Source organism: Hamadaea sp. NPDC050747, assembly GCF_040654195.1.
In the GTDB taxonomy this organism is placed as follows: domain Bacteria; phylum Actinomycetota; class Actinomycetes; order Mycobacteriales; family Micromonosporaceae; genus Hamadaea.
This window is the reverse complement of record NZ_JBFAHM010000010.1, coordinates 49,678-71,152: the sequence shown is the minus strand read 5'-3', so window position 1 is coordinate 71,152 and position 21,475 is coordinate 49,678. Positions and strand designations below refer to the sequence as shown.

Sequence of the window (21,475 nt, the reverse complement as noted above, 5' to 3'; positions counted from 1 at the left end):
GTTCTCGGTCGAATCTTGAAGCAAGATTCGACCGAGAACCCTGATCCAGCGAGCGCTTAGGGGCGCTGGGCCGGCGACTGCGTCTGGGCCGGGTCGCGCTCGACGACCGGCTCCAGCACCTCGTCGATCGCCTTGAGCAGATCCGCGCCGAGCTTCACGCCGGACGCCTTGACGGTGTCCCGGAGCTGCTCGGGCCGGGTCGCGCCGACGATCGCGCTGGAGACGTTCGGGTTCTGCAGCACCCAGGCCACGGCGAGCTGGGCGAGGGTGAGGTCGGCCTGCGCCGCGATCGGCTTGAGCTGCTGTACCCGGGTGAGCACGTCGTCGGCGAGCCACTTCTGGATGAAGTGCGAATTCGCCTCGTCGGTCGCGCGGGACCCGGCGGGCGGCGGCTGCCCCGGCAGGTACTTGCCGGTCAGGACGCCCTGCGCCATCGGCGACCAGACGATCTGGCCCAGCCCCAGCTCCTCGGAGGTGGGGACGACCTCGGCCTCGATGACCCGCCACAGCATGGAGTACTGCGGCTGCGAGGAGACCAGCGGAATGCGCAGCTCGGTCGCGAGCGCGTGCGCCTGCCGGATCTGCTCGGCGGTCCACTCCGAGACGCCGATGTAGTGGGCCTTGCCCGCGTGGACGATGTCGGCGAACGCCACCATCGTCTCCTCCAGCGGAGTGCTGTAGTCGAAGCGGTGCGCCTGATAGAGGTCGACGTAGTCGGTCTGCAGCCGGCGCAGCGACCCGTCGATCGACTCCATGACGTGCTTACGGGACAGGCCACGGTCGTTGCGGCCCGGCCCGGTCGGCCAGTAGACCTTGGTGAAGATCTCCAGCCCCGCCCGGCGCTCGCCCTTGAGCGCCCGGCCCAGCACCTCCTCGGCGCGGGTCCCGGCGTACACGTCGGCGGTGTCGAAGGTCGTGATGCCGAGGTCCAGCGCTTCGCGTACGCACGCCCGCGCGGCCTCCTCCTCGACCTGCGAGCCGTGCGTGATCCAGTTGCCGTAGGAGATTTCACTGACGAGCAGGCCAGAGCGGCCGAGATGACGGAACTCCATGCCACCGACCCTATCGGGGTCGGCCACCAGCGAACCTATCGGGTGAGGCGTCAGGAGGGCGGTCAGAGCACCGGTTTGGTGTCGGCAAGCAGCCGGTCGATCTCCTCGATGACGGCGATCCGGCTGCCCAGCTCCATGTCGATCAGCGGCCGGCCACGCCGGTCGAGCGCGCCCCACTTGCCCTGCGGGCTGGCGACGAGGAACGCGACCGGATGGATGACCAGGGCCGGGTGCACCGGCGGGACGACCATCTTGCCGGTCTTGTCGACGACGCCCTTGCGGCCGCCGTTGTCCACGATCGCGAGGCCCTCGTCGGTGAAGCCGTCGACGTAGCGGCCGTCGGTGAGCGCGGTGGCGAACGCCGCGAACTGCGTCGGCACCACAACCTTGCCGGTCTTGTCGACCGCGCCCCAGCCGCCCCGGCGTACCGCGGCGACACCCCGGCGGAAGGGACGGACGTCGTCGAAGCCACCGGGGATCACGATCCGGTTCTTCTTGTCGATCGCCACCCAGCCACTGTGACCGTCCCGCGACACCCAGGCCAGGCCCTCGTTGAACGAGCCCACCCCGAGCCAGCCCGCCTGCGCGTCGATCAGGCGCAGCCCGGCCTCGTCGATGAGCTCCCAGGTCTCCGACTCCGGGCGGCGTACCCAGGCGACCCCGTCGCGGAACGGCTGGACGTCGGCGAACGCCGGCGAGATCCCGGTGGTGCCGGACGGGTCGACGTAACCCCAGCACTGCTTCTTGTCGTCGAACTGCGGCACCGGCGGCTTGTGCACCCGCAGGATCTCGTCCCGCGTACGCGGATAGGGGCCCCACCCGTTCTCGGCGACCTTGCGGAAGACGGCGTCGAGGGCGATCTCGGTCCGGGCCATCAGCTCCGGGTCCTCGACCTTGCGCAGCTCAAGCGCCTTCTCGAAGTGGTTGCAGGCCTCGATGTAGCGGCCCTGGTCGTAGCAGGACTTCCCGGCGTGCTCGTGCATCGTCGCGCGCAGCCGGTCGGGCAGCTCCGGCGAGTTGGCCTCAGCGAACAACTGGTCGGCGTCGGCGAAGTCGCCCCGCCACTGCAACACGTGCGCCAGCCGGGCCTGCGCGATCGCGATCCGGCGCAGCTGACCGGTCGCCTCGGCGTGCATCAGCGCCATCTTGGCGTCCGACAGCGCCTTGCTCAGATCGCCGAGAATCCGGGAGACCACCGCCCGCAGGCTCAGCAGCCGGGCACGTACGGCGTTGTCGGTCGCCGGGGTGAGCTTGGTCGTCAGCCGATCCCGGATCTCCCGCAGCAGATCCGGGTCGTCGACGAGTTCCCGCAGCGTGTCGTGGTGGAACCGCCACTCGATCGCGGCCAGCTCCTGCTCGGGGTCCGGCGTCTTCTCCTCGGCCGTCGCGTCCTCGACCGCGTCGAGTTCCTCGCTCGCCTCCTCGGCCGGCTTCGGCTCGACCTCGGCGGCCTGCTCCTCGGCCGCCGTGACGTCGGCCAGCGTCTTCGGGCGTACCAGGGGATGCAACATCGTAGGCGCGGACAGGGCCGGAGCCGCGCCGCTCGCGCTGGCCGCGACCGGAAGCACCGTGTCGGGTGTGGCCACCGCGGCCGGCGAGACCGGCGCGTCCGAGGTCTCCTGATCGACCGGCGCGGCGCTCACCGGTACGCCGCTCGCGGGCGCGGCGCTGGTGGGCGCGGCGCTCACCGGAGCGGCACTCACGGGCGCCGCACTGGCCGGAACGGCGCTCGCGGGCGCGGCGCTCACCGGGGGAACCGCGCTGACCGGCGCGGCGCTCACCGGAACACTGCCCGCCGGTGGCGCACTGAGCGGAGCGGCCATGGGTGGCGCGGCGGCGGCCTGCGGAGCCTGAGGCGCGGGCGCCTGCGGTACGGCGGCGGAGCCGTGCGCGCTACGGCCGGGCTGGCCGTAGACCTGGCCGGACGGCGGACCGTACTGCCCGCCTTGCGGTCCGGGTTGGCCGTGTCCGGGCTGGCCCTGGCCCGGCTGGCCCTGGCCTGGCAGCGCGCCGTGCTGGCCGAAGCCGGGCTGGCCTTGACCGGGCTGGCCTAGACCGGGCTGGCCCTGGCCATGCTGCGGGCCTTGGCCGGGCTGCTGGCCCTGCGGGCCTTGACCGTGCTGTGGGCCCTGCGGGCTCTGACCTGGCTGCTGGCCCTGCGGGCCTTGACCGGGTTGCTGGCCTGGACCGGGCGGGCCGTAGCCCTGACCGGGCGGGCCGAATTGCGGGCCGTGCGATGGCTGGCCGTGCGGCGGCTGCGGGTGCCCCGGCTGCCCGTAGACCTGGCCGGGCGGCCCGTACTGCTGACCGGGCTGACCCGGGCCCTGCGCCGGCTGCCCGTGCGGTCCCTGCGGGCCGTTCGCCGGGAACTGCCCTGGCGGGAACTGGCCGGGCGGGAACTGGCCGGGCGGCGGACCGTAGCCGGGCTGGGCGTAGCCGGCGCCGGGGTGCTGCGGGTGACCGGGGTGCTGGGGCTGGCCGGGGTGGTGCGGGTGACCGTTGGCCCCCGGCGGCAGCGGCTGGCCGTTCGGCCCGAACTGCGGCTGGGCCACGCCGGTCGGCCGGGGCGGGAACGGCCCGGGCGGCGTAGCCTGGCCGCGCGGCGGCGCGTCGGCGTGGTCGTCGGCGGGCTGACGCTGAGCGGGCACCTTGGACCAGGGCGAGGTCGGCGTGCCAGCCCAAGCTGGGACGTCCGACCCGGGCCGGTCGTTGGTGCGCTCGATGGTCACGCCACACCTCGTGAAGATCGGGTCGCCGGTGCCCCGGCGAAAACGGCTGTCCCGCCGTTCCCCGCCGACGATAGGGTCACCCCGGCCGGCTGAGAAGATGCGGTTGCAACGGGAGGGTACGGCGTGCCGAATGTCACCGCCACTGTGGCTCGGGTACCTTTCCGAAACTTCTCCGAAGTGGTGGGACGATTCGGGGCATTAGCCGCGATCGGCTTCCGTCGTTACGCGACCTACCGGCAGGCCGCCCTCGCCTCCCTGGCGACCAACACGATGTTCGGGTTCCTGCGGTCATACGTCCTGCTCGCGGTGGCTGCCGGAACGGGCGCGGCGGCCGGCTACTCCACCGAGCAACTGCTCACCTTCGTCTGGCTTGGGCAGGGCCTGATCGGCGTCGTGCAGCTCTGGGGCTGGACCGAGCTGGCCGACCGCATCCGCAGCGGGGACGTCGTGATGGACCTGTTACGCCCACAGCGGCCGCTGACCACCTACCTCGCCCAGGATCTGGGCCGGGCCGGGCTGGCGATGCTCATCCGGTTCGCCCCGCCGCTCGTCGTGGCGAGCCTCGTCTTCGGGCTCGCCGCTCCGCGGCACCTCTGGACCTATCCGCTCGGGCTGCTGTCGATCGTGCTCTCCGTCGTCGTCTGCTTCTCCTGCCGCTTCCTCGTCAACGCGTGCGCGTACTGGCTGCTCGACAACCGCGGGCCGATGATGCTCTGGCTGTTCTGCTCCGGCCTGCTCGGCGGGCTGTTCTTCCCGCTGCACTTCCTGCCCGCGCCGCTGATGTGGGCGCTGTGGCTGGCGACGCCCTTCCCCTCCCTGCTCCAAGCCCCGCTCGACGTCCTCTCCGAGTACGCCGGCCGGCCCGGCCCGCTCGTGATCGTGGGCCTGCAACTGGTCTGGGCCGCACTCCTCCTCTGGGCGTGTGAACTCGTCCAGCGCCGAGCCGAGCGGAAGCTGGTGGTGCAGGGTGGCTGACCGGCCCTACTTCGCGCTCGCCGCCGCCCAGGTACGCAGCCAGGCGTCCTACCGGGTCTCGTTCTGGCTGGACATGGCGGGCAATCTCGTCGTGCTCTCCGCCGACCTCATCGCGATGCTGATCATGTTCCGGGTCACCGACGACCTCGGGGGCTTCACCCGTCCGCAGGTGCTGCTGATGTTCGCCGTCACCGCGGTCGCCTTCTCCGTGGCCGATCTGGCCGTCGGCAACATCGAGCGCATCCGCGTCTACGTCCGGACCGGGACGCTCGACACCGTCCTGGTCCGGCCGTTGGGCGTACTGGGGCAGTTGCTGGCGGTGGACTTCAGCATCCGGCGGCTGAGCCGGATCGTCTACGCGGCCGTCATCCTCGCGGTCGCGCTCCACCTCGCCCACGTCGCCTGGACGGTGCCGAAAGCGCTCCTGCTGCTGATCGCGATCGTGTCCGGGGCGCTCTTCTTCGCCTCGCTCTTCGTCGCCACGGCGACCGTGGCGTTCTGGTGGATCGAGTCGGGCGAGCTGGGCAACATCGTCACCTACGGCGGCCGGGACTTCACCTCGTATCCGATGTCGATCTACGGGGCGTGGTTCCGGCGGCTCTTCGGGTTCGTCCTCGGACTCGGGTTCATCTCGTACTATCCGGCGTTGGCCCTGTTGGGACAGCCGGACCCGGTCGGGCTGCCGGCCTGGACCGGCTGGGTCGCCCCGCTGGCCGGTCCGCTCGCCGCCGCCGTCGCGGCGCTCATCTGGCGTACCGGGGTGCGGCATTACAGGAGCACGGGATCATGACTGTCATCAAGGTTCGCGACCTGCGCAAGCACTTCACCGTCCGCAAGAAGACCGGCCGGTTCCGCCGGGAGTCCACCGAGGTACGCGCGGTCGACGGGGTCGATCTGACGGTCGACCGCGGCGAACTGCTCGGCTACCTCGGCCCCAACGGCGCGGGGAAGTCCACGACGCTGAAGATGCTGACCGGCGTACTCACCCCGACCGCCGGTGAGCTGAGCGTCTGCGGCCTCACCCCGGTGCCGCAGCGGCGGCGGCTCGCCGCGCGGATCGGCGTCGTCTTCGGCCAACGCTCGGCACTCCAGTGGGACCTCCCGCTGCGCGAGTCCTTCGCGTTGCTGCGCCACGTCTATCGCGTACCACCGGGTGATCACGAGGCGGCCTTGCGGCGTTGCCGGGACCTGCTGGACTTGGACGCCTTTCTCGACACCCCGGTCCGGCAGCTGTCGCTCGGGCAGCGGATGCGCGGCGAGCTGACGGCCGCGCTCCTGCACCAGCCGCAGGTGATCTTCCTCGACGAGCCGACCATCGGCCTGGACGTGCTGAGCAAGCAGGCGGTCCGGCAGTTCCTCGCGGAGCTCGGCGCCCGGGGCGACACGACGATCGTCCTCACCACGCACGACCTCGCGGACATCGAACGGCTCTGCAAACGCATCGTGGTCATCGACCACGGCCGGGTCGTCCACGACGGCTCGCTGACCGAGCTGCACGCCCGCTACGGCTCCCGCCGCCGGGTGACCGTCGACTTCTCGGCGCCCGTGACGGGGCTCTCGATCGAGGTGCCCGGCGTCACCCTGGAACGAGTGGAAGGCGCCCGGCTCGAATTCGCCCTCGAAAGCACGGCCGAGGTCGGCGACCTGCTGGCCCGGCTGGTCGCGGTCGGCGGCCTGCGTGACGTCACGATCGCCGAGCCCGAAATCGAGGATGTGATCTCCCGCCTCTACACCTCCCCGTCACCCTCGTCCGTCGGGTAGCCTTGCCGAGTTCAGGGCCGTAAGGGGCGTGCTGGTTCTCCGTGTGGGACGGCGCCGTCCCCGACCTTGAGCACGATGTACAGGGCCGTAAGGGGCGTACCGGTTGGGTGGGACGGTGCGCGCACCTCTTACGTTGGAGTCCCTGCTTGTCTCGCTATCGTGCGCTCGTCCAGACCACCGGACCGTTCTTCCTCGTCACCGCGTTCTTCGCCCGGCTGCCCGCGGCGATGGGCCCGCTGGGCGTGGTCACCCTCGTCGCCGCCTCGACCGGCAGCTTCGCCGTCGCCGGAGCGGTGGCCGCTGCCTTCGGGCTGGGCGCGGCGGTGGGCGGCCCGGTCGTCGGCGCCTTGGCCGACCGGCACGGCCAGCGGCCGATCGGGGTCACGGCCGCGGTCGTCGACGCGGTCGCCCTGACCGCGATCGTGCTCGCGGTCACCTCCGGCGCGGCCCCCGTCGTGGTCGCCCTGGTCGCCGCGCTCGCGGGCTTCGCGAATCCCCAGGTGGGTCCGCTGGTACGCGTCAGGTGGGCGGCCTTGTTCCGTGACCCGGCACGCACCCGGACGCTGCCCACGGCGTTCTCCTACGAAGGCGCCGCCGACGAACTGTCCTATATGGCCGGTCCGGCGCTGGTCGGGATCATCGCGCTGGCCGGACCGAGCGGACTGCCGCTGATCATCGCGGCGGTGCTCCTGCTGGTCGCCGCCGTCCCGTTCGCGCTGCACCCGACAGCCCCACCGGTACGCGTCGCCGCGGCGTTCCATCACCGCGACCGCCTCCCGATCGGCGCGGTGTCGTTGCTGGTCGCGGCGATGGCCGTCATCGGCGTCCTGTTCGGCGCCACCCAGACCGGCGTGACGGCGTACGCGGAGGAAACAGGCCTGCCCGGCGCGGCCGGACTGATCTACGCGGTCCTCGGCGTCGGCAGCGCGGCCGCCGGAGTCGCCACCGCCTGGCTGCCCGCCCGGTGGGGGCCGATCTTCCGGTACGCCACCTCCGCCGTGGCCCTCGCCGGTGGCGCGATCGCACTCGCAGTGCTCGGGACGTCGCTGGCCGGCGTCCTGGTGGCGATGGCCGTGCTCGGCGTCGTCAGCGCGCCCTACCTCATCGCCGTCAACGCCCTCGCCAGCGCGATCGGACCAGCCCGGCGGGCGTCGGCGGTGATGACGCTGGTCGCCTCCGGCGTCGTAGCCGGAGTCGCCGCCGGAGCCGCCGTCGCGGGCCGCCTCGCCGACGCGCACGGATACTCCGGTGCTTTCGCCGTGCCCGCCTTCGCCACGCTCGCCGGGCTGGCGCTCGCCGCCGCCTCCCGGCGGCTGCTCGCGCCCGCCCTGCGCCCCGCTCCCGCTGGCGCATCCGCTCCCGGCTCCGCCGCGCGCGTCGCTCCCGCTTCCGCGGGCGTCGCTCCCGCTTCCTTCGCGACGTCCCACGGGCGCCCGCGGGCGCGGGAGACTTCGCGTCATCCCGGATAACGCCGGCTCGCACAGTGATCGAGACGGCGTTATCCGGGATAACGCGCGGGGCTTACCCGTGACGCGTGTGTGGAGACGAGGTCAGCGGCGGGGTGGCGCGGTGAACGCGCCGACGTGGGTAGCCACCCATTCGACCAGCGGGTTCAGGGCCTGCCAGTCTCCGCGTACGACGGTGGCCGATGCGGCCGTGTGCAGAGACGCCGTGGGTTCGTGGTGGCGGAGGGCGACCAGTGATTCGTGCCGCATCAGCGCGAGGCGCGGGTGGTCGGCCGGCACTCCGCGGGGTCGTGTTTTGATCTTGTCTCCGGCCAGCTCGAAGTCGCTGTCCACCAGGGATGCGACGAGCGTGGCCAGTTCGGGGCCGGTGGCGGGGGAGTCGACGGCGGCCCGGTAGCGCGCGGTCTGCTCGCGGGTGTGCGCGTGGAATCCGGCGCCGGTGGTGAGCCCGTCGGCGTCGATCTGCACGTAGTATCCGATGCCGTCGAGGATTTCGCAGAACGCGCCCTGGTGGGTCTTGTAGGGTGACTTGTCCGCGGAGAAGCGAGTGTCCCGATACGGCCGGAATACTTTGGCGGCGCCCCATGAGTCGCCCAGCTCCTCGATCAGCGCGCTCATGGGCGCCTTGATCGCACGCTCGTAGACGTCCTTGTGCTCGGTCCAGTAGGTCTTCGAGTTGTCCGCGAGGAGTCCCTCGTAGAAGACCAGTGCCTCGTCCGGGAAGCCATCGAACCCCATCTCGCCAGCCTAGAGAGCGGCGACGACTTCGTCGCGCAAGGCCTCGGGGTCGATGCTCGCCGATCGCAGGACGTCCACCGCGGTGCCGCCTTCGCGGATCAGCGCCAGCAGCAGGTGGCCGTCGCTGATGTGGTCGTGCTTGAGCCGGATCGCCTCGCGCAGGCTCAGCTCCAGCACCTTCTTGGCCGCCGGGGCGAAGCCCAGCCGGCCGCGTACCGGTCCCGGTCCGTCCAGCGCGCCCGGCCCGAAGGCCTCCTCCAGCTTGTCGCGCACGACCGCGAGGTCGATGCCGATGGCGGCCAGCGCCTGCGCGTCCAGGCCGTTTCGTCGAATCATCTCGTACGCCGAGAGCCGGGTGAGTCCGTGCCGGGCGAGGATGCGCCGGGCGACCCCGTCGGGGGAGTCGAGGAGGCCGAGCAGGAGATGCTCCGGCCCGACCTGGCCGGCGCCGAGCTGCCGGGCGGCCTCCTGGGCGTGGACGACGGCCTGCCGGGCGTCGGTGTGGAACCTCTGGAACGGCATCGCTATTTCTCCTTCCCGAACAGTCCTCGGCCGCCGCCGAACTTCTTGTGCACCGCCTGCCGGGTCACCCCGAGCTGGGCGGCGATCTCCTGCCAGGTCCAGCCGAGGTTGCGGGCGTGCCGCACCTGGACGGCTTCGAGCCGCTCGGCCAGTTCGCGCAGTGCGCGTACCGCGCGTAGGCCGACGGCCGGGTCCGGGCTGCTCGCCGCCGCGGTCAGCCGTTCGGTGGCTGCGCGATCAGTCTCGCTCATGCTGTCAACTCTAGTTGACACGGCGGACGAAAACAAAGCCCGCACTCAGGCGGGCTTTGTTCTCGCGTCAGATCGCTTCGCCGAACTTCTTCCGGGCCTGCGGCATCCGCAGCCGCCGGAAGGTGATCGCGCGCATGAACGCGTAGAAGTAGAGCGTCCGCATCGAGACCCCCGGTTTGGGGAAGCGCTCGCGGACGAGGCGGTTCACCTTGCGGCAGATCAGGATGGTGTCGACCAGCGTCGCGAAGGCGATCGCGAACCAGACGAGCTGGGCGTACATGACGAAGGCCGGGTTGCCGGTGCCGGTGCCGAGCAGCACGACGAAGGCGCTGCCGAAGAACCAGGTGCCGATCGTCCGCCGCGAGTCGACGATGTCGCGGACCAGCTGCCGCTCCGGGCCCTTGTCCCGGGGCATCAGGTACCGCTCGTCACCCGCCTTCATGCCGGCCATCGCCTCGGACCGCTCGGCACGCTGCTTGTCCTTCATCCGCTTGTACGCCTCGCGCTTGTTGGCGGGCGGCGGTTCCGGCTTGCGGCGGCCGTCGGTGCGCTTCGGGGTGGCCTTGCCCTTGCCCGGCGTGTACGCCTTCGAACTCGCCTCCTCCGGAGACTCCTCAACGGTCACCGAGGTGACCGACTCCTCGGCTGATTCGGTCGGGGAGTCGGCGGATTTGCGGCGGAAGAGCGTAGACACGCGACAAGAGTAGCCGACGGGGACGGGACTTTCCCGCCGCCCGTCATGCCGCCTGGGTCACTGGACGCTCGGCCCGCGCGCCCAGGCCGGCCAGCTTCGCCTCGAAGTCCTCGTAGCCCCGGTTGATCAAGTCGACGCCGTGGACCCGGGAGGTCCCCTCGGCGGCGAGCGCGGCGATCAGGTGGCTGAACCCGGCCCGCAGGTCCGGGATGACCAGGTCGTGGGCGTGCAGCTTGGCCGGGCCGGCGATGACCGCCGAGTGACGGAAGCCACGGCGGCCGAAGCGGCAGGCGGCGCCGCCGAGGCACTCGCCGTAGACCTGGATCGTGGCGCCCATCTGATTGAGGGCGTTGGTGTAGCCGAACCGGTTCTCGTAGACCGTCTCGTGCACCACCGACAGGCCGTTGGCCTGGGTGAGCGCCACGACCAGGGGCTGCTGCCAGTCGGTCATGAACCCGGGGTGGACGTCGGTCTCGATGACCACCGGCCGGAGGTCGCCGCCGGGGTGCCAGAACCGGATGCCCCCGGCGACCGGGTCGTCGTCGACCTCGTAGCTGCCGCCGATGGACCGGAAGACGTTGAGGTAGGTCATCATGTCGGCCTGCCGCGCGCCCCGGACGAGGATGTCGCCCTTGGTCGCCAGCGCGGCCGAGGCCCAGCTGGCCGCCTCGATCCGGTCCGGGATCGGCCGGTGGCTGAACCCGGTCAGCCGCGGTACGCCCTCGATCTCGATCACGCGGTTGGTGTGCACCTTGATGATCGCGCCCATCTTCTGCAGGACGCAGATCAGGTCGACGATCTCGGGCTCGACGGCGGCGTTGGCCAGCTCGGTCACGCCCTCCGCGAGGACGGCGGTGAGCAGGATCTGCTCGGTCGCCCCGACAGACGGGTAGTCGAGGGTGAACTTGATGCCGTGAAGTCCGTTCGGCGCGGACAGGTGCAGCCCCTCCGGCGTCTTGTCGACGATCGCGCCGAACTGCCGCAGCGCCTCGAGGTGGAAGTCGATCGGGCGCGGGCCGATGTGGCAGCCGCCCAGGTCGGGGATGAACGCGTGGCCGAGCCGATGCAGCAGCGGGCCGCAGAGCAGGATCGGGATCCGGCTCGACCCGGCGTGCACGTTGATCTCGTCGATGCCGGCCCGCTCGACGTTCGACGGGTCGAAGATCAGCTCGCCGTCGAGGTCGCCGTCGGTGACGCGTACGCCGTGCAACTCCAGCAGACCCCGGACGATCTCGACGTCGCGGATGCGGGGGACGTCGAACATGCGGCTGGGCGTGTGGCCGAGCACCGCGGCCACCATCGCCTTGGAGACGAGGTTCTTCGCGCCCCGGACCCGGACTTCGCCGGTCAGGGGAGTGCCACCGGTCACGACGAGCAGGTCAGACAACACGACCTCCATGGGCGCGAAGAGTTGGTCGGGCGTACGAACCGCCGAAGCATACTCCCGGAATCGGTCGGCGTCAGAGGAGTCACGCCGATTCGGGAATAGCCGGAATCACTGATCACGCACTGGAACGACAATGTTGCGCGCCGTGTCCCTTTCGGCATTCTCCCGGCCGTCTCCGGTCCAGAGTGGACCTTGCCGATCCTCGATTCGGTGACAGCCCGGAGTCGGCCGATTACCGCAGTTCAGATGGCGCGGGCGAAACATTGACGAGCGCCTTTTCCGAACCGCCGATGTTCCCTGCGCGCGCAGTCGGAATCGTTCGATCCGCCTCATGTCTATTGCGGACAGGCGGCGAAAAGCGTCGCCCGTCGATCATGGAGTTTCCGGTCCCGACACGACAGTTAACTCCATGATCAACGGCAAGGTGGGCGGTTTAGGGGAGGGCGAGCATCTGGTCGAGGGCGACCCGGGCGTTGTGCGCGGTCTCCGGGTCGACCGTGATCTGGTTGGGCACCCGGCCCGCGACCAGCTCCTCCAGCGCCCAGACGAGGTGGGGCAGGTCGATGCGGTTCATCGTCGAGCAGTAGCAGACCGCCTTGTCCAGGAACATGATCTGCTTGTCCGGGTGGGCCAGCGCGAGCCGCCGGACGAGGTTCAACTCGGTGCCGACGGCCCAGGCGGAGCCGGCCGGCGCGGCCTCGATGGTCTTGATGATGTACTCGGTCGAGCCCACGTAGTCGGCGTTCGTCACGACCTCGTGGCGGCACTCAGGGTGCACCAGCACGTTGACTCCCGGTACGCGCTCGCGCACGTCCTCGACGGAGTCGAGGGTGAACCGGCCGTGCACCGAACAGTGCCCGCGCCACAGGATCATCTTGGCGTCCCGGATCTGCTGCTCGGTGAGCCCGCCGTTCGGCTTGTGCGGGTCGTAGAGGACGCAGTCGTCGAGGCTGTAGCCCATTTCGAGGACGGCGGTGTTGCGCCCGAGGTGCTGGTCCGGCAGGAAGAGCACCTTCTCGCCCTGCTCGTACGCCCAGTCGAGGGCGCGCTTGGCATTGGAGGAGGTGCAGACGACGCCACCGTTGCGGCCGACGAAACCCTTGATGTCGGCCGACGAGTTCATGTAGGTCACCGGCACGACCGACTCGGAGATGCCCAGGTCCTGCAGCAGGTCCCAGCACTTCTCGACCTGGCTCAGCACGGCCATGTCGGCCATCGAGCACCCGGCGGCGAGGTCGGGCAGCACGACCTTCTGCGCGTCGGTGGTGAGGATGTCGGCGGACTCGGCCATGAAGTGCACGCCGCAGAAGACGATGAACTCCGCGTCGGGCCGGGCGGCGGCCTCGCGGGCGAGCTTGAACGAGTCGCCGGTCACGTCGGCGAACTGGATGACCTCGTCGCGCTGGTAGTGGTGGCCGAGGACGAAGACCCGGTCGCCCAGCGCGGCCTTGGCCGCCTCGGCCCGCGCGACCAGGTCGGGGTCGCTCGCGGGGGGCAGCTCGCCGGGGCACTCCACGCCACGCTCGGAGGCAGGATCGCTGCCCCGGCCGAGCAGGAGAAGCGCGGTGGCGGTGTTGCTCGGTTCAACCCATGTGGTCGTCACAGCGCAATCGTCCCACGCGGCGCGGGGTGTGACAGAGGTCCGCGCGATGTGATAGGCACCGCACATGCGTCTGCTGATCTGCCCCGACAAGTTCGCCGGGACCCTGAGCGCGCCCGACGCCGCCGAAGCGGTGGCCGACGGCTGGCGGTCGGTACGCCCGGACGACGAACTCGTGCTGCGTCCGCTGGCCGACGGCGGTCCCGGTTTCGTGGACGTCCTCGCGGCGGCGCACCCAGAAGGAAAGCGCTTTCCGGTGCCGACGACCGATCCGCTCGGCCGCCCGGTGACCGGAGAGATCCTGGTCGTCGGGGAGACGGCATATGTGGAGAGCGCGCACGCGTGCGGGCTGCACCATCTGAGCCCGGCCGAACGGGATCCCCGACGCGCCCGCTCGGCGGGCCTGCTGGCGCTGCTCACGGCGGCGACCGAGGTCCACGGCGTCCGCCGGATCGTCATCGGACTGGGCGGCAGCGCCACCAACGACGCGGGCGTACGCGTCCTCGCCGGATTCGGCCGGCCGGAAGCACTGGCGGCGTACGCGGGAAACGGGCAGGGCGTCGAAGCGGGAACCGCGACGTTGGACGGCATCGAGCTGATCGGGGCGACCGACGTCGACAATCCGCTCACCGGCGCCCGAGGGGCCAGCCATGTCTTCGGCCCGCAGAAGGGCGCCGATCCGGCGGCGGTCGAGGAATTGGAGGCGGCCCTGATCCGGGTCGCGAGTGTGCTGCCCGAAGGCATCGCCGAGACGCCGGGCGCCGGGGCGGCCGGGGGACTGGGCGCGGCCATCCTGGCCCTCGGCGGGCGGCTCACCTCCGGCATCCAGCTCGTCCGGGACGCCATCGGCCTCGACGACGAGCTTCGCCAAGCCGACCTGGTGATCACCGGCGAAGGCTCGTTCGACGATCAGTCCCTGCACGGAAAGGTCATCGACGGGGTCGCCGGGGCGGGCGCTGCTCTCGGCGTACCAGTCGTGGTCATCGCCGGCCGAGTCACCGCGGAGCCGGCGGCCTGGCGCGCGGCCGGGGTGACGCGTGCGCTGTCCTTGTCCGAGGAGTTCGGCCTGGAGCGGGCATTGGGCGACGCGCGGGGCTGTGTGCGGGCGGCCGCGACGCGCCTGGCAGGGGAATAGCGCAGTCGGAAAGCCGTCGGCAACCCGGGCGCGGCGAGTGACGTCTTCTCCATCGAAACATTTCGAACGGGGGTTCGTCATGAAGGTGTCTCGTCGTGTGGTGTGTCTGCTCCTGACCGTCTTGCCGCTGGCCGCCTGTACTCCGGCGGCCGGGCCCGCCCTGACCTCCTCGTCCGTCGCCACGGCGGTGACGCTCGGCCCGGCCGGGTACGGGGAGCTGACGCTGGGGATGACCCCGGACCAGGCCAAGGCCACCGGGCTGATCAGCGACCCGGCAGGTTCGGCCACCGGCGCCTGCGGCCGGTACGCGTACCTGAAGGGGGCCGCCTCGAACGGAACCGAGGGGCGGCTGTACTTCTCGAGGAAACTCGGGCTCGCGGCCATCTTCGGATACGCCGGTGTCGGCACTCCGGAAGGCGTCGGGGTCGGCGCCTCCTACGGACAGCTGCACAAGGCGTACCCGGAGTGGAAGCCGGCCGGCGGTGCGGAGCGGGACGGCCGGGGTCAGACAGCGGTGCCGGGCAACCCGGCCGCCGTCTACCTCATCGAGGTGTACGGCGGCCGGGTCGTCCAGCTGGCGGTGCAGGTCAAGAACCAGGACTGCTACTAGAAGACCGGTTCCAGCGCCTTCTCGGCGGCGACTTCCTCGACCGAAGGTTCCGGCTTCGCCCGGTGGCGTACGCCGAGCAGCGCCACGAGCAGTCCGGCGAGGGTGACGGCGGTGATCACGGCGATGGCCGGGCCGAAGGCCGACGGCACCCGGCCGGGCTGGATCGCCTCATTGCCCACGATCGCCGTGGTGACGGCGAGGACCAGGGCGCCGCCCACCTGGAACGAGGTCTGCACCAGGCCGGAGGCCAGGCCCTGCTCCTCGTCGGCCACGCCGTTGGTGGCCTGCACGTTCATCGAGGAGAAGGCGAGGGCGAACCCGACGCCCAGCAGGAGCACCGTCGGCAGCATCCGCCAGTAGGACGACGTGGCGTCGACGCCGATGAACAAGGCGTACGCGAGCACGAACGCGCCCATGCCGCCCGCGATCAACCGGCCGGTGCCGTAGCGGGTGATCAGCCGGCCCATCAGCGAACCGGACGAGGCGACCATGAGCCCGGCCGGCAGGAGGGCCAGCGCCATCTGGAGCGGCGACCAGCCGAGGACGGCCTGCAGGAACAGCCCGAGCACGAACTGGAAGCTGATGTACGCCCCGGCGACCGTGACCGCCGCGATGTTGGCCCGGACGAGGGTGCGATTCCGGAAGATGCCCAGCCGCACCAACGGGTGCTTGATCCGGCGCTCGACGGTGATGAACGTCGCGAACAGCAGGACGGCGACCGCGAACGAGCCGAGCGTACGCACCGAGCCCCAGCCGACGGCAGGTGCGTTCACCACGGTGAACACGGTCAGTAGCAACGCGGCTGTCGAAGTGACGGCGCCCAGGATGTCGTGCCCGCCGGCGGCGCGCTCACTGGTGCGGGGAATCAGCTTGAGGCCGGCCGCCAGCGCGATCAGCGCCAGGGGAGCGGGCAGGAGGAAGGTCGCCCGCCAGTTGATCTCGGTGAGCAGGCCGCCCAGGATCAGGCCCGACGAGAAGCCGCTCGCGCCGAAGACGGTGTAGATGCCGAGGGCGCGATTGCGTACGGGGCCCTCCGGGAACGTGGTCGTGAGGATGGACAGCCCGGCCGGTGCGGTGAACGCCGCGGCCAGCCCCTTGATGAACCGGGTGGCGATGAGCAGTCCGCCGTCGTCGACGAGCGCGCCCAGCAGGGACGCCGCCGCGAAGACCGCGAGCGCCACGAGCAACGCCCGGCGCCGGCCGAGCAGATCCGCCGTACGCCCGCCGAGCAGCAGCAGGCCGCCGTAGCCCAGGACGTAGCCGCTGACGATCCACTGCAACGACGCGGTGGACAGGCCGAGGTCGGACTGGATGGCGGGGAGGGCCACGCCGACCATCGAGACGTCGAGGCCGTCGAGGAACAGGACGGTGCAGAGGACCAGCAGGGTGCCCCAGAGCTGGGGGGTCCACCGGGCGCCGGGCTGGGTATCAGGGACTGGACCAGGCACACCTGCGTGCCGGCCGCGCTTGTTCTTCGCTTCTGCCGATGACTCGGTGACGATCATGCGGGGTAACTTACATGCAGCCGCATTGAATGCGCAAACATAAAATGCTTTCGCATGTTGTGCAGGCGCATGCTAGGATTCGGCCTCGTGAGCCTCGAGATCGTGCAACGGGAGGCGCCACCGCACGTCCGGCAGTGGCGTGATCTGGCGCGCCTGTTCGCGTCGACCTCGTGTCAGCTCGACAAGGCCCTGCACGACAAGCACGGGCTCGGCATGAGCGAGTTCGAGATCCTCGACCGGCTGGCCGAGGCGCGGGAGTGCCCCGGCGCGGCCCGCATGCAGGAGCTTGCCGAGGAGGTCCACCTCAGCCAGAGCGCGCTGTCCCGCGCGGTCGACCGGCTGGAACGGGAGGGTCTGGTGCTGCGCCAGTCGTGCGCCACCGACCGCCGGGGTGTCTTCGTGCACATCACCGACACCGGGCGCGAGCGCTGGCGGCAGGCCTGCCCGACGCAGCGAGCGGTGCTGGCGGAGACGCTCGAGGATTTCGGCCGTGATTTAGCACCCCACGGCCGGGTCGCCGACCAGGAATCGTCGCCGGCGAGCTAGCGTTGGCTTTGAGACGACGATCGCAACAGATCAGGGAGCACTCGTGACCAGTCCTACCACCCAGTCGCAGGAGACCGCGACCGGCATCCTCCTCACCGACGTCGCCGCCGGCAAGGTCAAGGCGCTGCTCGAGCAGGAGGGTCGCGACGACCTGCGGTTGCGCGTCGCCGTGCAGCCCGGTGGCTGCTCCGGCCTGCGCTACCAGCTCTTCTTCGACGAGCGTCAGCTCGACGGCGACGTCATCGCCGACTTCGACGGGGTCGAGGTCGTCGTCGACCGGATGAGCGCGCCGTACCTCTCGGGCGCCACGATCGACTTCGCCGACCGGATCGACGCCCAGGGTTTCACCATCGACAACCCCAACGCGCAGGGCTCGTGCGCGTGCGGTGACTCGTTCCACTGAGCCACCCCTTCCATCGTGCGGTGAATTCGGCCGCCACGTCGTCTTGGCGACGTGGCGGCCGTTTTCCTTTCCGTTGCCGGTAGGCTGGCCCGGCGCCGGGCACGCCATGCGGTGTCCCCCGGCCGCTCACGTCCGCCGACCTATCGAGGGCAGCCAATGAAGATCGCCGTCACCGGCTCGATCGCCACCGATCACCTGATGCACTTTCCGGGTCGCTTCGCCGACCAGCTCATCGCCGACCAGCTCGACAAGGTGTCGCTGTCGTTCCTGGTCGACGACCTGGTCGTCCGGCGCGGCGGAGTGGCGGCCAACATCGCCTTCGGCATGGGTCAGCTCGGCCTGAGCCCGACGCTGGTGGGCGCGGTCGGCGCCGACTTCGCCGACTACCGCTCGTGGCTGGAGCGGCACGGCGTCGACTGCGGCTCGGTGCACATCAGCGAGGTGGCGCACACCGCGCGCTTCGTCTGCACGACCGATGAGGATCTGTGCCAGGTGGCCTCGTTCTACGCGGGCGCGATGAGCGAAGCGCGCAACATCGAGCTGGCCCCCGTCGCCGACCGGCTCGGCGGCATCGACCTGGTGCTGGTCGGCGCGAACGACCCCGACGCGATGATTCGTCACTCGCAGGAGTGCCGGGAGCGGGGCTTCCGCTTCGCCGCCGACCCGTCCCAGCAGCTGGCGCGCATGGGCGGTGAGGACGTCCTCCAGCTCATCGAGGGCGCCGAGTTCCTCCTCACCAACGAGTACGAGAAGTCGCTGCTGGAGCAGAAGAGCGGCCTCACCGGCGACCAGGTGCTGGACCGCGTGAAGGTGCGGGTCACCACGCTCGGCAAGAACGGCGTCGAGATCACCGGCCGGGACATGGCGCGCATCCACGTTCCCGTCGCGCGGGAGATCCACGCGTACGACCCGACGGGGGTGGGCGACGGCTTCCGGGCCGGCTTCTTCGCCGCCCTCTCCTGGGGGCTCGGCCTCGAGCGTGCGGCCCAGGTCGGCGCGCTGCTGGCCACTCTGGTCCTGGAGACCGTCGGTACCCAGGAGTACGAGGTCCGCTCGGACATGTTCGCCAAGCGGCTCGCCGAGTCCTACGGCGACGAGGCGGCCGCCGAGGTCCGGCCCCACCTCCCGGCGTAGTTTTCCGGCGCTGGATCAGGGTTCCAGGTCGAATCTTGACCCAAGATTCGACCGAGAACCCTGATCCAGCGCCCTTTCAGGTTGCGGCTAACTGCTTCGGCGCACGTCGAAGGTGTATTGCGCCGGAGACCCAACGAATTCCTGTCCTCGCAAGCGGCACCACGCGGGGATGTCGAGGGCAGCCGCCGGGTCGTCGGCCAGTACGCGGATCACCTCGCCGACGGCCACGCCGGGCAACCGTTTGGCCAAGGCGATCACCGGCAGCGGACAGCGCTGCCCCAGACAGTCCAGCTCGTACGCCGGAGGGACGGTGGCGTTCACAGTCCGGTCACCCCCGCCTCCTCGCGTAGCCGGGCGACGATCCCGGGCAGGTCGGCGAGGAACCGGTCCACGTGGTCCCCGGTCGCCTCCCGATGCAGGGAGATCCGGATGTTGCCGTGAGACAACGCGCCCATGGCGACCAGGACGTGACTCGGCTCCAGCGTCGAAGAGGTGCAGGAGGAGCCTGAGGAGACCGCGTACCCCCGGCGGTCCAGCTCCCGCAGCAACGACTCGCCGTCGACGTAGAGGCAGGAGAAGGTGACGAGGTGCGGCGCCCGGTCGACCGGGTCGCCGACGACCTCGACGTCCGGGATGGTCGCGAGGACCCGTTCCCGGATGCGATCCACCAGCGCGCTCTGCCGCGCCGCCTCCGCGGCCGCCTCGTTCGACACGGCGCGCAGCGCGGCGGCGGCCGCCACGATCGCCGGAAGATCCGGCGCGCCCGGCCCGTGCCCGGCCGCCCGCTCGGGCTGCGACCAGTGCGCCGACTGCGGCGGGTCGAACCTCGTGCCGGTGCGTACGGCGAGGACGCCGACCCCGGGTGGGCCGCCCCATTTCCGGGCGCTCGCGGTCAGCATCGACCACCCGGTGGGCAGCGGCATCCGGCCCGCGACCACGGCCGCGTCGACCAGCAGCGGTACGCCGTGAGCAGCGCAGACCTCGGCGGCGCGGGCGACCGGTTGCAGCGTTCCCACCTCATGACTGGCGGCGATGAGTGCGGCCAACGCCACACCATCGGCGCCGACCGCTGTCCGCCACGCCTGCTCGTCGAGCCGGCCCAATCGGTCGACCGGCACGGAGACTGCCTCGCCACCTGCGGAAACGTGGTCCTCTCCGGCGTGCAGGACGGCCGAGTGCTCGATCGCCGAATGCACGAAGACCCGCCCCGCCCGCCGCCGCCCGGCCAGTCCACCCAGGACGGCCAGGTGCGCTGCGGCCGTCCCGCTGCCGGTGAAGGTCAGCTCCGCTGGGCGTACCCCTAGGACTTCAGCGGTCGCGGCCCGCGCCGCGTCGAGCAGCCCGCGGGCCCGGCGAGCCTGCGTGTAGAGCCGTGACGGGTCCGCCCAGCCGTCGGCGAGCGACGCGATCAGTGCCTCCCGCGCGGCCGGGTGCAGGGGAGACGCCGTCGCGGCATCGAAGTACGCGCCCAGCCTTGCCTGCTCAGACATGTCTTCAACCTACTGCCCGCGCCAGACACGCCGACCCCCAGACCGAAACGGGACGCATGGTCGAGTAGTGTGCGACGCGTCGACAGACGCTCCGCCGGTCAACGCCCGGAGCGGCGGCAAGGGAGGCAGATCTAGGTGGCAAAGGGTCGGTCACGGGCGCTCGGTCTGAGCGCACTCGCCGTGGGAGCTCTGGCATTCCTGACCGGATGCGATGCCTACGACGTCGGCAAGCCGTTCGGCGGGTTCGGCTGGCCGCAGGGCGGCAAGACGCCGCAGGCCAATCAGATGTACGAGATGTGGATCTGGTCGGTGGTCGCGGCGCTCGCGGTCGGCTTCTTCGTCTGGGGCCTGATCTTCTGGTGCATCATCGCCTATCGCAAGCGCAAGGGCGACACCGAACTGCCCACGCAGACGCGGTTCAACCTGCCGATCGAGGTGCTCTACTCGGTCCTGCCGTTCCTGGTGATCGCGGTGCTCTTCTACTACACCGCGGTGATCCAGACGAACGTGAACAAGCTTTCGGCGAACCCCGACGTCACCGTCGAGGTCGTGGCGTTCAAGTGGAACTGGCAGTTCAACTACAAGACCGCGCCGGACACCGACGCCAACGCCACGACGGTCGCCACGACCACGGGCGCCAGCGACTACATCCCGGTCCTGGTCGTGCCGACGGGCAAGACGATCCGGATCGAGGAGACGAGCAAGGACGTCATCCACTCGTTCTGGGTTCCGGAGATGCTCTTCAAGCGCGACGTCTTCCCGGGCAACGTCCGGAACGTCTTCGAGGTCACCATCGACGAGCCCGGCTCCTACGTGGGCCGCTGCGCCGAGCTGTGCGGTACCTACCACTCGATGATGAACTTCGAGGTCCGGGCGGTCTCGCCGGCGGACTACCAGAAGTTCCTCGACGCCAAGAAGGCCGGGCAGACCACGCCGCAGGCGCTGACCGCGATCGGATCCGCGCCGTACGCGACCACGACCACGCCGTTCGACTTCAAGAAGAACGCGCAGCAGGTCCCCGTGAACGTGGGCAACTAAGGAGTACGCACGATGAAGTCTGAATGGCGGATCTTCGGAGGCGTCGCACTCTTCCTGGCGCTCTGCGCGCCGGTGTACGCCTGGTGGAGCAACCACTCGCTGGGCCACGTCGACTGGGTCGGCACCGTGGCCCTGATCATGTCGACGCTGCTCTGCGCGATGTGCGGCGGATACTTCTGGTTCGTCTCGCGGCGCATCGACCTGCGCCCGGAGGACCGGCCCGACGCCGAGATCGCCGAGGGCGCGGGCGAGATCGGCTTCTTCTCACCCGGCAGCTACTGGCCGTTCGGCATCGCGGCGTTCGCCACGCTGGCCGGGATCGGCATGGTCTTCTGGATGCCCTGGCTGATCGGCCTCGGGCTGATCGGCGTCATCTTCGCCGCCTGCGCCATGCTGTTCGAGTACTACACCGGCACTCGGCGTACGGCCGAGCACTGAC

The 21,475-nt window shown here is 70.7% G+C and carries 25 protein-coding genes; 14 read left to right on the top strand and 11 right to left on the bottom strand.

Annotated elements, in window-relative coordinates:
* Nucleotides 1-56: 56 nt before the first annotated feature.
* Together AB0H43_RS24020 and AB0H43_RS24015 are read right to left on the bottom strand one after the other, a co-directional pair.
* A complete protein-coding gene (locus AB0H43_RS24020; protein ID WP_360002533.1) occupies nt 57-1,052 on the bottom strand; it encodes an aldo/keto reductase family protein in 996 nt (331 codons plus the stop codon).
* A gap of 62 nt (nt 1,053-1,114) precedes the next feature.
* Nucleotides 1,115-2,740, bottom strand: a complete 1,626-nt coding sequence (locus tag AB0H43_RS24015) for a WG repeat-containing protein (protein WP_360002531.1) — start codon at nt 2,738-2,740, stop codon at nt 1,115-1,117.
* On the opposite strand from AB0H43_RS24015, the gene AB0H43_RS24010 reads away from it, so the two are divergent.
* The 7 genes from AB0H43_RS24010 to AB0H43_RS23980 all read left to right on the top strand — a co-directional run bounded on the left by AB0H43_RS24010 (nt 2,724) and on the right by AB0H43_RS23980 (nt 7,986).
* On the top strand, nt 2,724-2,906 hold the full coding sequence (locus AB0H43_RS24010) for a hypothetical protein (RefSeq protein ID WP_360002529.1): 183 nt from the start codon (nt 2,724-2,726) through the stop codon (nt 2,904-2,906). The genes AB0H43_RS24015 and AB0H43_RS24010 overlap by 17 nt on opposite strands.
* A 32-nt stretch (nt 2,907-2,938) precedes the next feature.
* On the top strand, nt 2,939-3,106 hold the full coding sequence (locus AB0H43_RS24005) for a hypothetical protein (RefSeq protein WP_360002527.1): 168 nt from the start codon (nt 2,939-2,941) through the stop codon (nt 3,104-3,106).
* An 18-nt stretch (nt 3,107-3,124) separates the two neighbouring features.
* Entirely contained in the window at nt 3,125-3,874 is a 750-nt protein-coding gene (locus AB0H43_RS24000; protein WP_360002525.1) for a hypothetical protein, read from the top strand.
* 84 nt (nt 3,875-3,958) lie between these two features.
* Entirely contained in the window at nt 3,959-4,756 is a 798-nt protein-coding gene (locus AB0H43_RS23995; protein WP_360002522.1) for an ABC-2 family transporter protein, read from the top strand.
* A complete protein-coding gene (locus AB0H43_RS23990; RefSeq protein WP_360002520.1) occupies nt 4,749-5,546 on the top strand; it encodes an ABC-2 family transporter protein in 798 nt (265 codons plus the stop codon). The genes AB0H43_RS23995 and AB0H43_RS23990 overlap by 8 nt, the downstream gene beginning before the upstream one ends.
* Nucleotides 5,543-6,517: an ATP-binding cassette domain-containing protein gene (locus tag AB0H43_RS23985; protein WP_360002518.1), complete on the top strand. Its 975-nt coding sequence runs from the start codon at nt 5,543-5,545 to the stop codon at nt 6,515-6,517. The genes AB0H43_RS23990 and AB0H43_RS23985 overlap by 4 nt, the downstream gene beginning before the upstream one ends.
* A 146-nt stretch (nt 6,518-6,663) precedes the next feature.
* Nucleotides 6,664-7,986: an MFS transporter gene (locus AB0H43_RS23980; protein WP_360002516.1), complete on the top strand. Its 1,323-nt coding sequence runs from the start codon at nt 6,664-6,666 to the stop codon at nt 7,984-7,986.
* An 81-nt stretch (nt 7,987-8,067) separates the two neighbouring features.
* On the opposite strand, the gene AB0H43_RS23975 is transcribed toward AB0H43_RS23980, so the two are convergent.
* From AB0H43_RS23975 to nadA, 6 genes are all read right to left on the bottom strand, one after another.
* Nucleotides 8,068-8,721, bottom strand: coding sequence for a DUF2461 domain-containing protein (locus tag AB0H43_RS23975; RefSeq protein ID WP_360002514.1), 654 nt, complete (start codon nt 8,719-8,721; stop codon nt 8,068-8,070).
* Between the two features lie 9 nt (nt 8,722-8,730).
* The gene (locus tag AB0H43_RS23970; RefSeq protein ID WP_360002513.1) at nt 8,731-9,243 is read right to left on the bottom strand and encodes a Clp protease N-terminal domain-containing protein; all 513 of its coding nucleotides are present in this window, start codon (nt 9,241-9,243) and stop codon (nt 8,731-8,733) included.
* Between the two features lie 2 nt (nt 9,244-9,245).
* Entirely contained in the window at nt 9,246-9,494 is a 249-nt protein-coding gene (locus tag AB0H43_RS23965) for a helix-turn-helix domain-containing protein (protein ID WP_360002510.1), read from the bottom strand.
* Nucleotides 9,495-9,561: 67 nt separating this feature from the next.
* Nucleotides 9,562-10,188, bottom strand: a complete 627-nt coding sequence (locus AB0H43_RS23960; protein WP_360002508.1) for a DUF3043 domain-containing protein — start codon at nt 10,186-10,188, stop codon at nt 9,562-9,564.
* A gap of 43 nt (nt 10,189-10,231) precedes the next feature.
* Nucleotides 10,232-11,578 carry a UDP-N-acetylglucosamine 1-carboxyvinyltransferase gene (gene murA, locus AB0H43_RS23955; RefSeq protein ID WP_360003129.1) on the bottom strand — a complete coding sequence of 449 codons (1,347 nt, stop codon included), beginning with the start codon at nt 11,576-11,578 and terminating at the stop codon, nt 10,232-10,234.
* 430 nt (nt 11,579-12,008) lie between these two features.
* Nucleotides 12,009-13,178, bottom strand: coding sequence for a quinolinate synthase NadA (gene nadA / locus AB0H43_RS23950; RefSeq protein WP_360002506.1), 1,170 nt, complete (start codon nt 13,176-13,178; stop codon nt 12,009-12,011).
* A 64-nt stretch (nt 13,179-13,242) separates the two neighbouring features.
* On the opposite strand from nadA, the gene AB0H43_RS23945 reads away from it, so the two are divergent.
* Both AB0H43_RS23945 and AB0H43_RS23940 read left to right on the top strand, forming a co-directional pair.
* A complete protein-coding gene (locus AB0H43_RS23945; protein ID WP_360002504.1) occupies nt 13,243-14,310 on the top strand; it encodes a glycerate kinase in 1,068 nt (355 codons plus the stop codon).
* A 100-nt stretch (nt 14,311-14,410) separates the two neighbouring features.
* Nucleotides 14,411-14,920 (top strand): hypothetical protein, encoded by a 510-nt coding sequence (locus AB0H43_RS23940; RefSeq protein ID WP_360002502.1) that lies wholly within the window; start codon nt 14,411-14,413, stop codon nt 14,918-14,920.
* On the opposite strand, the gene AB0H43_RS23935 is transcribed toward AB0H43_RS23940, so the two are convergent.
* Nucleotides 14,917-16,425 carry an MFS transporter gene (locus AB0H43_RS23935; RefSeq protein WP_360002500.1) on the bottom strand — a complete coding sequence of 503 codons (1,509 nt, stop codon included), beginning with the start codon at nt 16,423-16,425 and terminating at the stop codon, nt 14,917-14,919. The genes AB0H43_RS23940 and AB0H43_RS23935 overlap by 4 nt on opposite strands.
* 87 nt (nt 16,426-16,512) lie before the next feature.
* On the opposite strand from AB0H43_RS23935, the gene AB0H43_RS23930 reads away from it, so the two are divergent.
* The 3 genes from AB0H43_RS23930 to AB0H43_RS23920 all read left to right on the top strand — a co-directional run bounded on the left by AB0H43_RS23930 (nt 16,513) and on the right by AB0H43_RS23920 (nt 18,508).
* On the top strand, nt 16,513-16,971 hold the full coding sequence (locus AB0H43_RS23930; protein WP_360002498.1) for a MarR family transcriptional regulator: 459 nt from the start codon (nt 16,513-16,515) through the stop codon (nt 16,969-16,971).
* A 43-nt stretch (nt 16,972-17,014) separates the two neighbouring features.
* Complete coding sequence (erpA, locus tag AB0H43_RS23925; protein WP_360002496.1) at nt 17,015-17,374, top strand: iron-sulfur cluster insertion protein ErpA; 360 nt, start codon at nt 17,015-17,017, stop codon at nt 17,372-17,374.
* 156 nt (nt 17,375-17,530) lie between these two features.
* On the top strand, nt 17,531-18,508 hold the full coding sequence (locus AB0H43_RS23920) for a carbohydrate kinase family protein (RefSeq protein ID WP_360002494.1): 978 nt from the start codon (nt 17,531-17,533) through the stop codon (nt 18,506-18,508).
* 87 nt (nt 18,509-18,595) lie between these two features.
* On the opposite strand, the gene AB0H43_RS23915 is transcribed toward AB0H43_RS23920, so the two are convergent.
* Both AB0H43_RS23915 and AB0H43_RS23910 read right to left on the bottom strand, forming a co-directional pair.
* Nucleotides 18,596-18,829 (bottom strand): sulfurtransferase TusA family protein, encoded by a 234-nt coding sequence (locus tag AB0H43_RS23915; RefSeq protein ID WP_360002492.1) that lies wholly within the window; start codon nt 18,827-18,829, stop codon nt 18,596-18,598.
* On the bottom strand, nt 18,826-19,998 hold the full coding sequence (locus tag AB0H43_RS23910) for an aminotransferase class V-fold PLP-dependent enzyme (RefSeq protein ID WP_360002491.1): 1,173 nt from the start codon (nt 19,996-19,998) through the stop codon (nt 18,826-18,828). The genes AB0H43_RS23915 and AB0H43_RS23910 overlap by 4 nt, the downstream gene beginning before the upstream one ends.
* Nucleotides 19,999-20,163: 165 nt before the next feature.
* Here AB0H43_RS23910 and coxB point away from each other — a divergent pair, with 165 nt between their 5' ends.
* Both coxB and AB0H43_RS23900 read left to right on the top strand, forming a co-directional pair.
* Nucleotides 20,164-21,036: a cytochrome c oxidase subunit II gene (coxB, locus tag AB0H43_RS23905; RefSeq protein WP_360003127.1), complete on the top strand. Its 873-nt coding sequence runs from the start codon at nt 20,164-20,166 to the stop codon at nt 21,034-21,036.
* A 12-nt stretch (nt 21,037-21,048) separates the two neighbouring features.
* Nucleotides 21,049-21,474 carry a cytochrome c oxidase subunit 4 gene (locus AB0H43_RS23900; protein ID WP_360002489.1) on the top strand — a complete coding sequence of 142 codons (426 nt, stop codon included), beginning with the start codon at nt 21,049-21,051 and terminating at the stop codon, nt 21,472-21,474.
* Nucleotide 21,475 lies beyond the last annotated feature (1 nt).

What these genes read in the sequence shown, in the direction of transcription:
- AB0H43_RS24020 (WP_360002533.1), bottom strand. Translation starts at nt 1,052, where the DNA reads ATGGAGTTCCGTCATCTCGGCCGCTCTGGCCTGCTCGTCAGTGAAATC.
- AB0H43_RS24000 (WP_360002525.1), top strand. Translation starts at nt 3,125, where the DNA reads ATGCTGCGGGCCTTGGCCGGGCTGCTGGCCCTGCGGGCCTTGACCGTG.
- AB0H43_RS23985 (WP_360002518.1), top strand. Translation starts at nt 5,543, where the DNA reads ATGACTGTCATCAAGGTTCGCGACCTGCGCAAGCACTTCACCGTCCGC.
- AB0H43_RS23975 (WP_360002514.1), bottom strand. Translation starts at nt 8,721, where the DNA reads ATGGGGTTCGATGGCTTCCCGGACGAGGCACTGGTCTTCTACGAGGGA.
- AB0H43_RS23970 (WP_360002513.1), bottom strand. Translation starts at nt 9,243, where the DNA reads ATGCCGTTCCAGAGGTTCCACACCGACGCCCGGCAGGCCGTCGTCCAC.
- AB0H43_RS23965 (WP_360002510.1), bottom strand. Translation starts at nt 9,494, where the DNA reads ATGAGCGAGACTGATCGCGCAGCCACCGAACGGCTGACCGCGGCGGCG.
- AB0H43_RS23945 (WP_360002504.1), top strand. Translation starts at nt 13,243, where the DNA reads ATGCGTCTGCTGATCTGCCCCGACAAGTTCGCCGGGACCCTGAGCGCG.
- AB0H43_RS23935 (WP_360002500.1), bottom strand. Translation starts at nt 16,425, where the DNA reads ATGATCGTCACCGAGTCATCGGCAGAAGCGAAGAACAAGCGCGGCCGG.
- AB0H43_RS23920 (WP_360002494.1), top strand. Translation starts at nt 17,531, where the DNA reads ATGAAGATCGCCGTCACCGGCTCGATCGCCACCGATCACCTGATGCAC.
- AB0H43_RS23910 (WP_360002491.1), bottom strand. Translation starts at nt 19,998, where the DNA reads ATGTCTGAGCAGGCAAGGCTGGGCGCGTACTTCGATGCCGCGACGGCG.
- AB0H43_RS23900 (WP_360002489.1), top strand. Translation starts at nt 21,049, where the DNA reads ATGAAGTCTGAATGGCGGATCTTCGGAGGCGTCGCACTCTTCCTGGCG.